Origin of the sequence: Solimicrobium silvestre, from assembly GCF_002976435.1 — a bacterium.
GTDB classification, from domain to species: domain Bacteria; phylum Pseudomonadota; class Gammaproteobacteria; order Burkholderiales; family Burkholderiaceae_D; genus Solimicrobium; species Solimicrobium silvestre.
Genome location: NZ_PUGF01000008.1, coordinates 182,578 through 196,312, shown reverse-complemented (window position 1 = coordinate 196,312; position 13,735 = coordinate 182,578). Strand labels below are relative to the sequence as shown.

The 13,735-nt window shown below is 40.1% G+C and carries 11 protein-coding genes; 10 read left to right on the top strand and 1 reads right to left on the bottom strand.

The window, feature by feature from the left end:
- Nucleotides 1–168: 168 nt before the first annotated feature.
- The 8 genes from S2091_RS10430 to S2091_RS10395 all read left to right on the top strand — a co-directional run bounded on the left by S2091_RS10430 (nt 169) and on the right by S2091_RS10395 (nt 9,981).
- Nucleotides 169–627: an Lrp/AsnC ligand binding domain-containing protein gene (locus S2091_RS10430; RefSeq protein ID WP_105531747.1), complete on the top strand. Its 459-nt coding sequence runs from the start codon at nt 169–171 to the stop codon at nt 625–627.
- 640 nt (nt 628–1,267) lie between these two features.
- Nucleotides 1,268–4,006 carry an EAL domain-containing protein gene (locus S2091_RS10425; protein ID WP_105531746.1) on the top strand — a complete coding sequence of 913 codons (2,739 nt, stop codon included), beginning with the start codon at nt 1,268–1,270 and terminating at the stop codon, nt 4,004–4,006.
- 7 nt (nt 4,007–4,013) lie between these two features.
- Nucleotides 4,014–4,349 (top strand): hypothetical protein, encoded by a 336-nt coding sequence (locus S2091_RS10420; RefSeq protein ID WP_105531745.1) that lies wholly within the window; start codon nt 4,014–4,016, stop codon nt 4,347–4,349.
- Nucleotides 4,346–5,188: an HDOD domain-containing protein gene (locus tag S2091_RS10415; RefSeq protein WP_105531744.1), complete on the top strand. Its 843-nt coding sequence runs from the start codon at nt 4,346–4,348 to the stop codon at nt 5,186–5,188. Before S2091_RS10420 ends, S2091_RS10415 begins: the two co-directional genes overlap by 4 nt.
- Before the next feature lie 11 nt (nt 5,189–5,199).
- On the top strand, nt 5,200–6,759 hold the full coding sequence (locus S2091_RS10410) for an ATP-binding protein (RefSeq protein ID WP_243405391.1): 1,560 nt from the start codon (nt 5,200–5,202) through the stop codon (nt 6,757–6,759).
- Nucleotides 6,749–8,047, top strand: a complete 1,299-nt coding sequence (gene nosR, locus S2091_RS10405; RefSeq protein ID WP_243405390.1) for a response regulator c-di-GMP phosphodiesterase, NosR family — start codon at nt 6,749–6,751, stop codon at nt 8,045–8,047. The genes S2091_RS10410 and nosR overlap by 11 nt, the downstream gene beginning before the upstream one ends.
- Nucleotides 8,044–8,574 (top strand): response regulator, encoded by a 531-nt coding sequence (locus S2091_RS10400; protein WP_105531743.1) that lies wholly within the window; start codon nt 8,044–8,046, stop codon nt 8,572–8,574. Before nosR ends, S2091_RS10400 begins: the two co-directional genes overlap by 4 nt.
- Before the next feature lie 69 nt (nt 8,575–8,643).
- On the top strand, nt 8,644–9,981 hold the full coding sequence (locus S2091_RS10395) for an ATP-binding protein (RefSeq protein WP_105531742.1): 1,338 nt from the start codon (nt 8,644–8,646) through the stop codon (nt 9,979–9,981).
- A gap of 17 nt (nt 9,982–9,998) precedes the next feature.
- Here S2091_RS10395 and S2091_RS10390 read toward each other — a convergent pair whose 3' ends face one another.
- A complete protein-coding gene (locus S2091_RS10390) occupies nt 9,999–10,979 on the bottom strand; it encodes a LysR family transcriptional regulator (protein ID WP_105531741.1) in 981 nt (326 codons plus the stop codon).
- Nucleotides 10,980–11,104: 125 nt separating this feature from the next.
- Between S2091_RS10390 and S2091_RS10385 the strand changes: the two genes are divergently transcribed.
- Together S2091_RS10385 and hemE are read left to right on the top strand one after the other, a co-directional pair.
- Nucleotides 11,105–11,401 (top strand): hypothetical protein, encoded by a 297-nt coding sequence (locus S2091_RS10385; RefSeq protein WP_105531740.1) that lies wholly within the window; start codon nt 11,105–11,107, stop codon nt 11,399–11,401.
- Between the two features lie 919 nt (nt 11,402–12,320).
- Complete coding sequence (gene hemE, locus S2091_RS10380) at nt 12,321–13,409, top strand: uroporphyrinogen decarboxylase (protein ID WP_105531739.1); 1,089 nt, start codon at nt 12,321–12,323, stop codon at nt 13,407–13,409.
- The last annotated feature ends 326 nt before the right edge of the window (nt 13,410–13,735 follow it).

Genomic DNA, 13,735 nt, shown 5'->3' with positions numbered 1-13,735 from the left:
ATTGAAGTGTAGTAAATAAATAGAATTAAAAAATATTTTCGTAAATCAATAAACGATTGATTTTATAGGGAATTACCAATGATTAATTCTGGTAATTAGGGGCGATAGCAAAATAAAGTATTTTGTGCGAAAATTACACCGAATATAATTTACATATGAGATTTTCTTATGCTCGACAAAATCAGTAAAAGAATTCTGGCCGAATTACAAAACGATGGCCGCATCAGTAACGTAGAGTTGGCAAACCGTGTCAATCTATCTCCAGCAGCGTGTTTGGAGAGAGTGCGGAAGTTGCAAGAGTCTGGATATATTTTAGGATATACCGCTCAACTCAATCCGCAATTACTTGATGTTGCACTACTCGTTTTTATTGAAGTAGTTCTAGATCGTACAACTCCAGACGTGTTTGATGCTTTTAAACGTGGCGTTCAAGCGATACCGGAAGTGTTGGAATGTCACATGGTGGCAGGCGGATTTGATTATTTAGTCAAAGCGCGTGTTAAAGACATGAATGCTTATCGTGACTTTTTAGGTAAATCATTATTGCAGCTCGGTGGTGTTCGTGAGACACATACTTATGCGGTGATGGAAGAAGTTAAAAATACCACTCATTTACCGATTAAATAATCGTTAAAAATCTGTTCGAAAAACCCGTCATCACTTGTTGGGGGGGGTAAATGTTGGATTTTAATTTTAGAATACTATAGTATATAAAATGATTTTTTCCCCTAAGGGGAAGTAAAAACATTGTGGTTAAAATATACTGTCATTTATTCTGATTTTAATGGCTGGTAAAGCCATTAAATACGTTAAATTTTTAAAAAAACAGGTTGAGTATTTGTTTTGTTATTATTTATTGCTCGTTTGCATTAATTACCTGCTATAACTCCTCTCAATTCCCCTTCTAGTCACGCCCAAAAAATCGAGAAAATGCCCTATTTAGGGCATATACATTCGTTCGATCTTGTTGCACAGTTTAAGAACAACTCAATCAAAAATTGTGGGCATATGCTGAAGCTGCATAAGGTTAATTAATCGATACAAAACAATTCAGCTGGCTTCGTCGTTAACCTAGTAAAAATTTCAATTTGACATATCCTGAAGAGTCGTTTCTTACCGAATTAGGGCTTACGCAAAACAGCTCCAACGGCGTTATGTATTCTTTAACGTACTAATTACTGTCTGCGTCGGCTAGGGTTTAATAAACTCGTTGCCGGAACAATTTTGAGTAAGTTCTACGACTGTGTCATTGTTGAAGTGATAAAACATGAAGGTGATTATGCCTAACGAAGCCATCAGTTCAGTTGACGAAGAAATCGATACCTTTTTAAAAGCCGTTAACACGACGGAAGAAATACAACTGGATCGATTCACTTACCTTGAATTCACACGTAGTGATGTGAATGCCATGCTTGATTTGAGTACAAAGCTAGCGGCGTATAAAAATGAAATCAATAACGCTTTTTCCAGCTACATATATTGCGTATTTAAAGACGCGCACGCGACAGATTCCGCTAATGAAAAAAATATTCTCGACGAACAAATTTCAAATTTCCATCAATTAATTAATGGAAATTATGACAAAAAATATGTACGCGGGCGTATTGCCATGGGCCTTGCGCACCGCAAATTAGGCCTGCCATTTAGCGCCTATATTGCCGTTTATAGTAAATATAACGCGTTGTTAAGACCGCTTATTTGGAGCATCTGTAACAGCAATGTCTATGACCTGATCCAATACATGGATGCACTGACCAAGGTTATGTATTTTGATATTGGCATTGCGCTGGATTCTTACTGTTATGGCGATACGTTTGCGCTGAGTCAAATTCAGCATGAACATGGTCATCATATTGAGCAGTTATTGGCGTCAACAGAACAGTTATTATTTCAAAAAAACCACGACGGTTTAACCGGACTTCCAAATCGGCACTCGTTTAAAAAACAACTAACCCATTTATTACAATTTGCTGAAAACAAAGCCAGCACCATCAGCGTGATCAAATTAGGATTGGATCATTTTAAAATTATTAATGATGGTGAAGGGTATGAAACTGGTGATCAAGTACTGAAAGATATTGGAGCCAGGCTGTATGGCTATTTGCATAAAGATGATCTGGTCGCGTATTGGGGCAGCGACACTTTTACCATCGTCTTAAGCAATGTTGAACAATCGAGCGATGTGGATCGTATCTGTAATGAAATCAATGAAATTATTCGTGCCCCGCTTCCAATCAATGGCAAAAAAATTCATTTAACCTGCAGCATGGGAATCGCGTTATATCCGCAGGATTGCCAGAACATAGAGAACTTGATTACGTATTCGAATAGTGCAATGAATCAGGCAAAAGAATTGGGCGGTGATCGCTACCAATTTTTTAATACGGAATTAGATGCACGCTTAATGGAACGTATCACCATTGCCAATGAGCTTTACAACGCCATTGAGAATAATCAGTTCTGTTTATATTATCAGCCAATCGCCGATTTACAATCGGGCCAAATTGTCAGTATGGAAGCGTTGATTCGATGGGCTCATCCAGTTCGCGGATTAATTTTACCCAGTCAATTTCTTGCCATTGCGGAAGAGCTTTCTATCATCAATAAACTTGGTGAATGGATCTTCCGGCAAGTGTGTCAGGACATTCGACAATGGCAAGCACAGGGAATTGATGTGCAGCCTATCGCGATTAATATTTCGCCGAAACAATTGCTAGAACCACTGTTTACACAAAATTTATTAAGAACTTTAATTGAACAGGGAGTTGATCCGCGCTTCATCATATTGGAAATTACAGAGGGTCTGTTTTTGCATAATTCCGATGCGATGAAAATAATATTAAAAGAGTTTAAAAAGCAGGGTTTTTTAATTTCGATGGATGACTTTGGAACCGGTTATTCGGCCTTGGGATATCTTAAACATTACCCCTTTGATTTTGTCAAAATTGATCAGTCGTTTATTAATAATATTACTGAAAATTCAGGCAATGCAGCGATCACCAATGCCGTTATTTCAATGGCGCACAGCATGGGAATTAAAGTTATTGCTGAAGGCGTAGAGCACGAAGCGCAATGCCAGTTTTTAAGTAAAAATATGTGCGACCAGATTCAGGGATATTTTTTGTCACGGCCAATGCCGCGAGAACAGACGGCCGATTATCTTTCCAAAAAAACCGTACTTCCTAACCATTTACTTCGCATCACAAAAGTAAGCCGAACCTTGTTATTAGTCGATGATGAGCCGAATATTTTGGCGGCGCTTAAACGATTATTTCGTCAGGATGGTTATCAAATTTTAACGGCAAATGGTGGCTTAGAAGGCTTGGAGATTTTAAAAGAAAAAAAAGTGGATGTGATTGTTTCAGATCAGCGTATGCCAGTAATGACCGGAGTTGAATTTTTGCGTCAGGCTAAAGCAAGCTACCCTGAAACGGTACGAATTGTGCTGTCTGGCTATACCGAATTGCAATCGATTACCGATGCGATCAATGAAGGTGCTATTTATAAATTTTTGACGAAGCCATGGGATGATCAACAGCTACGGGATCAGATTGCCGAAGCATTTACGCAAAAAGAAATGTCGGATGAAAACCGTCGCTTAGGATTGGAAATTCAAACGGCCAATCAAGAATTGGCGGCGGCGAACCGACATTTGGCCGAGATATTACAACTCAAAGAAAAACAGATAGATCGGGATGAAACCAGTTTAGATATTGCGCGAGAAGCGCTGCAATACATCCCGATACCGATGCTCGGTATCGACGAAGATGGCATGATTGCTTTTGCCAATATAGCGACTGAACAAATACTTTTTAAAAATACGTCTGTATTAGGTTCGCACATTGATGAAATTTTACCTCGCTTTAACAGCATCGTTACCAAGATGGAAGCAGGGAAAAAATTCTCGCTTGGTATTTCCGATTTTAATTATCTGGCTAACTGGAGAGCAATGGGCGAAAGCTCAAAATCCAGAGGCAAACTAATTACCTTTTTTCAGGAAAATTGATCAGGATATGAACAAACTCATTCCACTTGATGATGCTGTTGCCGGCATGGTGCTTTCTACGAACCTGATGGGTAGTCATAACGAAAAATTACTACCTGGCGGAACCGTACTTACCGACTCGATGATTTCTTCGCTAAGACGCCATCAGGTTGAGGAAGTTGAGGTTGAAATTGAGGAGGAGTTCGATGCTGAAGCTGAGGCAGAAAATGCTCAGAACGAAAAATTAAAACTGGAAAAAAAATTGGCACGTTTGGATAAATTATTCAAACTGACTGAACATGAAAAACTGAATCAACAATTAAAAAATTACATTATCCAGTTTTTGACGGTGGGGGAAATATGAAGAATATCGACCCGAATGAAATATCAAACAGCGTGCAAAAATTACCCGCTCTTTCAGCGATAGTGGTTGAACTTCTGAGCAGCATAGATCAAGAAAATATTGATATTGACGACATCGCAAAAAAAATATCCTACGATCATGTGTTAACAATTAAAACGCTGCGGCTAGCGAATTCATCTTTTTATGGGATGCAGCATAAAATTTCTAGCGTACATGAAGCAATTGTTATTTTGGGTTTTAGAAATGTCAGAATGTTGATTGCAACTTCGGCGATTACCAGCAGTTTCAGCGCAACCGAATTACAAAATTTTAGTTTCCCCTCGTTTTGGCGTCACTCTATTGGCACTGCCGTGTGCGCTAAAGAAATTGCCGCACATATTGGTAGCAACCAGGAATATGCTTTTATCGCGGGATTGATCCATGACATCGGCAAACTGGTACTCGCCACGCAATATTCCGGGCAGTATGAAAAAACGCTGGAGTATCAGGAGTTGCATAACTGTGATCCTCTTATCGCTGAAAGAGAAACGCTAGGAACCGATCATAGTGCGATCGGCACAATCGTTGCTAAACATTGGAAATTTCCAGAGGAAATGCAATTGGCTGTGTCTCAGCATCATCCGGAAGAAGGTGAGCAAGTGGTTCATTTAGCGGGAGTTATTCATCTGGCGAATATTTTCGCGTTGGCGCTTGATTTCTCAAATGACGAGCGTGCCGTCGTACCAAAAATTTCACCCTTCGTTTGGGATAATATTAAATTGGATGAGCAAGCGTGCAATCAGATTTTCGTTAGCTCTGCGAAAAAATTTGAGGAAATTGCTCAAATTTTAATTACGTAATCGGAGGCGATGTGACTAATGAATCTTCCCCTATTTATGTGACCCCAACATCTGCGATGAATGAAAAAAATCAAGCGGATGATATGTACCGGGCTCCTGTTGTGCGTAAAGATTTGCATGAGGAAAAGGCACTTGAAAAAATCAGTGTGGAATTTGCACATTTTTTGGATTGCAGCCCCGTTCCTACCTTTGTCCTCGATTTAAATCATGTCATCACGCATTGGAATAAAGCGTGTGAGCACGTATTAGGATTTTCTTCCGACTTTATGTTGGAAACAAAAAAACAGTGGATGCCCTTCTATCGTACCCAGCGCCCAGTATTGGCTGATCTGATGTTACACAACAAAGTGGAAGAAGATGTTTTTGGACTTTTTAATGACAAAATAAAGCCATCGTTTCTTGCTAAAGGTGCTTGCGAAGTCGATGCGTATTTTGAAAATTTAGGTGAAAGCGGTTTGTGGCTGCATTTTACAGCGGCACCTTTACTGAATAAACAAGGCGACATCATTGGTGCAATCCAAACCTTAGAAGATATTACTGAGCGCAAGGAAGCTGAAAAATCATTACGACTGGCGCATTCCGATTTAGAGATATTGGTTAAAAAAAGAACTGCGCAGTTAGCCGAAGCAAATATTCAACTGGAATTGGATATCAGTGAAAGGGAAAAAATCGAATCCGAACTGATACGTCGCAATAATGATTTGACTGAATTAAATTCACAATTATTTAAGGCGCAGGAACAGTTGGTACAGTCCGAAAAATTAGCTTCTATTGGTCAGCTCGCGGCGGGCGTTGCGCATGAAATAAATAATCCGATTGGGTATATATTTTCAAATTTTACGACACTCGAAAACTACATAAGCCAGCTGTTTGAAATGATTCATGCTTATGAAAATGTGGAGCAGCATATTACCGCTGCTTCTGTGATTGCCGAGATCAAAGACATTAAAGAAAAAATTGAATTGGAATATTTAAAAGAAGATATTCCAGAATTAATGCTGCAATCTAAAGAAGGGATTGGTCGGGTCCGGAAAATTGTGCAAGATCTTAAGGACTTCTCCAGAATCGATTCTAATCAGGAATGGCAATGGAGCAATTTGCACGAAGGGATGAACTCCACGTTGAATATCGTCAACAACGAAATCAAATACAAAGCGGACGTCATTAAAGAGTTTGGCGATATCCCTGATGTTGAATGTCTTCCTTCACAAATTAATCAAGTCATTATGAATTTGGTGATGAACGCCACGCATGCAATTGGCGCTGAGCGCGGCAGAATTGTGATTCGAACCAGCCGGGAAAATGATAACGCCAAGATCGTTGTCGAGGACAACGGTTCTGGTATTCCTAAAGATATTTTAAGCAAAATATTCGACCCATTTTTTACGACTAAGCCAATAGGGAAAGGCACCGGATTAGGCCTTTCTCTTTCTTACGGCATTATCCAAAAACATAATGGCCACATCGAAGTCGTCAGTGAGTTAGGCAAAGGGACGAGTTTCATTATTACTCTGCCGATCAAACATGATTACGCTGAATCAGATGACGAGGGACAAGCGAATGAGCCTTGAAACCACTGATTCAAAATCGGCAAAAATTTTATGCGTTGATGATGAACCGAATATTTTATCATCCCTGCGGCGGCTATTCCGCGCGAAGGGGTATCAGGTATTCATTGCTGAAGGTGGTCGAGAAGGTTTAAAAATAATGGAGTCAGAGCAAATTGATCTGGTTATTTCAGATATGCGTATGCCGGAAATGGACGGGGCTCAATTTCTTGAAGAAGTGCGTTCAAAATGGCCTGACTGCATACGGATATTGTTGACAGGATTTTCTGAAGTGCACTCCATTATTGCGGCCATTAATCGCGGTGAAATACATCGCTACATTGCCAAGCCATGGGACGAAAATGATATTTTATTGATCGTCAAACAAGCGCTGGAGCGAAAATATTTGTTTGATGAAAAATTGCGATTGGAAGCGCTGACCAGCTCACAAAATGAAGAACTTAAAAATCTGAATGCCAGCCTTGAATTTAAAGTGCAAGAACGTACGGAGGCACTTAAAACTGCCAATGAAAAATTGAAAGAAAGTTTTTTGACATCGATCAAAGTGTTTTCATCATTGATTGATATGCGTGGAGGAAAGTTAGCCGGACATTCGCGTCGGGTCGCAGACATTGCTAGGAAAATTGCCGTCAGAATGAAACTCGATTTTAATGAAGTACAAGATATTTTTGTCGCTGGATTATTGGTTGATATTGGAAAAATTGGATTTTCTGATGACTTATTAAGCATGCCGATGAATAAAATGAATGGTGAGGAATTAGGCCTTTATCACAAGCATACGATAAGAGCGGAGCAAGTTTTAATGCCTCTTGAAGATTTGCAGGCAACCGCAAAAATTTTACGGTCGCAACATGAGCGTGTTGATGGCAAAGGATTTCCCGACGGTTTAATGGAAGATGAGATTCCCATCGGGGCGCGTGTCTTGGCGATTGCCAGCGATTACGATAATTTGCAAACGGGAAGTCTGGTGCAGCGCAGAGTGCCGGCAGAAGAAGCGCAGGCCATTATTATTCGCTCGGCAGGTAGTCGGTATAGCGAGCGTGTGGTTGCGGCCTTTAAAGAGGTGTTTAATCATCAGAATGGCGATGTACAGGATCATCATGAAGTAACACCTAAAAATTTACTTGTCGGTATGGTTTTATTCACTGATTTAATCTCACGTGACGGGACTTTATTAATTCCGGCAGATTGCGTATTAAATGAACACATCATCGAAAAAATAATACTTCATAGCGTCTCTAGCGGCGTGCATATGACGTTAAAAATTCGGAACAGCGGGAGGCATGTATGAAACGTATTATGTTAGTGGATGATGAGGAAAATGTGCTGCACTCATTGCAGCGTGCATTGAGGAAAATCGGGAATGAGCAACAGCTTTTGTTTGAACTGCATACCTCTCCGATCGATGCAATTAAACGCTTAGGCGAAGCACAATTTAATCTGGTGATTTCTGATTACCATATGCCGGCCATGAGTGGCGTTGATTTCCTTAAATTGGCAAAGGCGATCCAACCTGAAACTATTCGCCTGATGTTAAGTGCGTCAGCGGATTTTAAAACCCTGCTGGATGCAATCAATGAAGCCGAAGTATTTCGCTACATAGAAAAGCCGTGGAATGTTTCTGATTTAGAAGAGGTTGTACGATTGGCGCTTTTACAGTACGGAAATGCGTTAGCGGAGCGGCTGTTACTTAACGAATCTAAATTACAAAAAAATGAAATTACGCCGCAAGAATTTGAGGCAAAGAAACTGGAAATGGAAGAGCCGGGTATTACTAAAGTTAAGTGGGGCACAGATGGTTCTGTGCTGCTTGAATAAAATATTTGCAGGTACTCCTAATATTAATTAATCCGTGACTATTTATGTTAACGCTTAAGAGAGATGAATATGTCATTTGAGTTTGAAGAATTTGATGAGTTAGTCGCTCCTGCGGTGAAAAGCCTGGTGGTTCCTAAAAAGGAAACCGGCTATTCAAGGCTGCAGTATTTGATCGACAATACGACGGCTATTATTTACGCCAGTGTTCCCACCGGGGATTTTAGGATGACCTATGTGAGTGGCAATGCATTCCATGTCCTTGGTTATCGTCCTGAGCAAATGATAGAAGATCCGAATTTTTGGTTTAATCATATTCATCCCGACGATACTGCCCAAATATTTTCCAGTTTGGCGCTACTTTTTTCAGAAGGCCAACGTACTTATGAATATCGATTCTTAAGTAGTGCCGGTAACTATATTTGGATGAATGATATGTTGCGGTTGGTGTGCGATGAGGACGGTAAGCCGGTTGAGGTGGTCGGCTCGCTCACCGATATTACTGAGCGCAAAAATATGGAAGTGGATTTGCAGCGTAAAGGGGAAGAGCAGCAAGCTTTAATTAAAAAATTACAAGAAGCGCATCAACAATTACTGCAAGCAGAAAAAATGGCTTCGGTAGGACAATTGGCCGCTGGTATTGCGCATGAAATTAATAATCCGATCGGTTTTGTGAATTCAAATATGAATTCGATGCAAACCTACGTCACGACTTTATTCGGTGTTATTGAACAATACAATACGGCGATTGGATCATTAACACTCAGTAGTGAAACTAAAGATGCGATTGCAGCGATTAATAAAAATGCAGATTTAGAGTTCGTCAAAGAAGATATGGCCGATCTGGTTAGAGAATCGTTGGACGGATTAAGACGAGTAAAAGACATTGTTCAGTCATTGAAAGATTTCGCTCATGTTGGTGAAACAGAGTGGCAAGAAGCCGATATTCATCAAGGGTTGGATAGCACCTTGAACATCGTTAAAAATGAAATTAGATATAAAGCGACGATAGAAAAACGTTACGGTGTTTTGCCGCTAGTGCCGTGCATTATTTCGCAATTGAATCAGGTATTCATGAATCTTTTTATTAATGCAGCGCATGCCATAAAGGACAAGGGCGTTATTGCAATTAGCACTGGAACGGAAATAATCGAAGGTGCTAATTGGATTTGGATCAAAGTTACGGATACGGGTTGCGGTATTGATCCCGAAAATTTGAATCGTATTTTTGAACCATTTTTTACCACTAAACCGATTGGTAGCGGAACGGGATTGGGCTTATCACTAGCATATGGCATCATCAATAAGCACAACGGTAACATCACTGTTAAAAGCGTAGTTGGTAAAGGTACCCGGTTTACTATTTATCTCCCAGTTGATCAAAAGGAGCAAATTAAGGCCGTTGCGTAGAAGAGAGTAGATAGCTCCTATAGCAATGCGTTTTGATGTTCAATTTGTGGGTTTTCTGAGTTTAAGGTTTGCTCTACCAAATTAATCAAATTTTCGCGCAGCCATTTGTGTGCCGGATTACGCGCTTCGCGCTCATGCCACAACATATCAACATTGACTGCCGGAGTACTAATCGGTAATTCTTTCCAGATTAATTGATTCGCCATTCCTGTTGATGAAATTAAATGCTGCGGCAATACTGTTAATAAGTCGGAATTTGCCACGACGCGACCGGCAGTAAAAAACTGATTGACGGTTAATATAATATGTCGCTGCAGCTTCATTGGCATAAGAATTTCATCAATTAATCCATGCGCACGACCAGAAAAACTAACTAGCAAATGATGCGCGTTGCAATACGTTTCCAGGGTAAGTGGCGTATTTGCCAAAGGATGATCTTTGCGCATAACGCACACATAGCGGCCAGTATATAAACTGGCATGGCGAATGGGGCTATTTGCTGAGCTTTGCCCACCTGCCAATTGAGAAACCACGCCGGGGAAAAATCCTACCGCAATATCAATATCTCCTTGCAGCAACATCGAACGCGGATCTCTGGTCACTAACGGAACCATGCGCGCATTAATTCCCGGCGCGCATTTCTCAATTTCACGGACTAGATGCGGCATCCAATATGCCGCCGTTGAATCTGCCATTGCCATGCGAAAAGATGCCGAGGCACTTGCCGGATCAAATGTCGGTGGCGCAATGGCAGCTTCAAGCTTACTTAACGCTTCGCGAATTGCTGGCCAAATACTTTCTGCTCGGGGAGTTGGTTTAACACCATAAACAGTACGAATCAATAATTCATCGTTAAAAGCATGACGTAAGCGCTTCACTGCATTTGAAACGGCGGGTTGTGTCATCGCTAATTTATCGGCGGCGCGGGTCAGATTTTGTTCGATCATGACGGCATCAAATACTCGCAATAAATTTAAATCTAAGGTTAAAAAATTCATCAATTTTCTACCGAATTAAAGATTGGTCATTCATAGAGTATATAACCACTATGATAAAACGAAATTAGAATTATATATTGCAGTGCAATATAATGTTGTTAAGAGAAAACTAACGAGGAAAAATCATGATCTTAACTACATTGGAACAGCCGATATTAGCGGCAGTGCCAGCATTGGCAGCTTTTACGTTTAAATTTTTATTGATTGGTGGTTTTGTTGCGTTCGTTATTTTATTCAAGCCAATGTTACTGGGAATATGGCGTGCAACAAAATTACATTTAAAGCAATATTTCAGCAAAGAGCAGCAAAATTTGCGCCTTAATTTAAAAAACAGACAATTGATTTATAAGGCAGTAAATGACTTAGACGGACATTCTCCAAGTTTAGCTGCTGAAATACGCGCTTTATCGGCTCGGATATAAAACATCTAGATCGCTTGATACAAAAGTGATGCTGAAAAACTCTATAAATCAATCGATTTTAAAAACGGTATTTGGTGAGTTATTTCAACGCAGGATAAAAATAAATTCCATTTTCACAATATATTTGAGATGTAATTTATTAAAAAGCAATTAATTTGATGAAATATCCTGAAAAATGCCCTATTTAGGGCATAGATTTTTACCCTCTAGTCCATATATGATTAGTTATGAAAAGTAGGACTTGCGCAAAATTGCCCCAGCGGCGTTGTGCTTTCCTTGCCGTACTATTCGTACTGCCTGCGTCGGCACGCCTTGCTGGAACAATTTTGCGTAAGCCCTAAAAAGAAGAAAATAAATATCATAAAGAATTGAGTTACCTAATATCTCCTCCTCCTTGTTGTTTATAAAGGATTCATGCCCGGCATAAATTGCAGGGCATTTTTTTTGCAATGACCAAATGAAGCATCACAATTGAAACAACATGTGAGTTAATTAATGGGTAAATTCATGGCGAAAAAAACTTGTAACCATTAAGTAAACCAAGCGCTCCAGACACAAAAACGGTTGCGGATAGCGTGTTATATGGATTGTAAAATGGGCTTGGCACATTTGTTATACACAAAATTTAAAAAAAGCGATAAAAGCAAGTTGATGTTAATTGATGGATAAAAACAAAGATATAACCCATTGATTTTATTGATATTTGACAGATGAATATCAAATTATTGGTTATCAGCAATATTCTATTAAAGGCAAATGTTGCCACTGTTTGAAATTCTATTCACAAAGTTATCCACAGAATAGTGGTACTGTGAATTTGTCCAGCAAAAGAGCTCGAGTTTGTTCTCAAGACGTTATCAACATAGGCAAATTAAGCGATAATAGCGCTCTGAATTAATCGCACTATAGAAAGTTTGCCATGTCATTTATAGACACTCCCTTACAAAACGACACTTTTCTGCGTGCTTTACAGCGCCAACCAACTGAGCACACGCCAGTTTGGTTGATGCGTCAAGCCGGGCGGTATTTGCCTGAGTATCGTGCTGTGCGGCAAAAAGCAGGTTCATTTATGAGCTTGGCAAAAAATCCAGATTTTGCGACAGAAGTCACAATTCAACCGCTAGACCGTTTTAAACTTGATGCGGCCATTTTATTTTCAGATATTCTGACCGTCCCTGACGCTATGGGACTAGGTTTGTATTTTGAGGATGGTGAAGGCCCTAAATTTGAGCGGCCATTACGCGACGAAACGGACATCCTCGCATTGCAAGTGCCTGACATGAGCAATTTGCAATATGTGTTTGATGCCGTCACGCAAATTCGCAACACACTTCAAGGCCGGGTGCCGTTAATCGGCTTCTCAGGCAGCCCTTGGACATTAGCCTGCTATATGGTTAAAGGTGGCGGCTCAAAAGATTTCCGTACTGTTAAAAGTATGTTGTATAACCGGCCTGATTTAATGCATCACATTTTGCGTGTCAACGCCGCTGCGGTTGCAACCTACTTAAATGCTCAGATTGATGCTGGTGCGCAAGCCGTCATGATCTTCGATTCTTGGGGCGGCGCGTTGGCCGACGGCGCATATCAAACTTTTTCATTGGATTACATGCGTGAAGTGCTGCGTTTAGTTAAAACGGAAAAAAATGGCGTAAAAATTCCTTCCATCGTATTTACCAAAGGCGGCGGATTGTGGATAGATCAAATTGCCGACATTGGCGCAGATGCCGTCGGTTTGGATTGGACTGTCAACCTTGGCAAAGCACGCGCACAGATAGGACATAAAGTTGCCTTACAAGGTAATTTAGATCCAATGGCACTCTTTGCTAAACCTGAGCAAATTCGTCAACAAGTGCAAGAGTTAATTCAAAGTTATGGCAAACCGACGGACGGTAATGGGCATGTATTTAATTTAGGGCATGGTATATCCCAATTTACGGCACCAGAATCGGTGGAAGTATTAGTGGATGCAGTGCACGAATTTAGTAAGGCTATACGTAGTAACACGTAAACAAATCGGAAAAAATAGTAGCAAAAACATGCGCAAGATAATATGCGCATGGTTGTGCATTGCAACAGTGTTGCTGCATGCGGTTTGCAAGGCGAAATGCGTTGATAAAGCTTGTTAATAAAAAACTTAATTTTATTGAGCATGCAGAAACCGAGATAAGTTATGCACAAAAAAATTGATTTAATTTCCCTGTCAATAGCTTTTTTTGAAAATAACTCCTATTTTGTAAGTTATTGATTATTAATGGAAATTATTAAAGTATCGCTTTTATTGTGTTTTCAAAATACTGTTGCCCGAGTGAATTAAGGCGATTAGGGAAAGTTTCT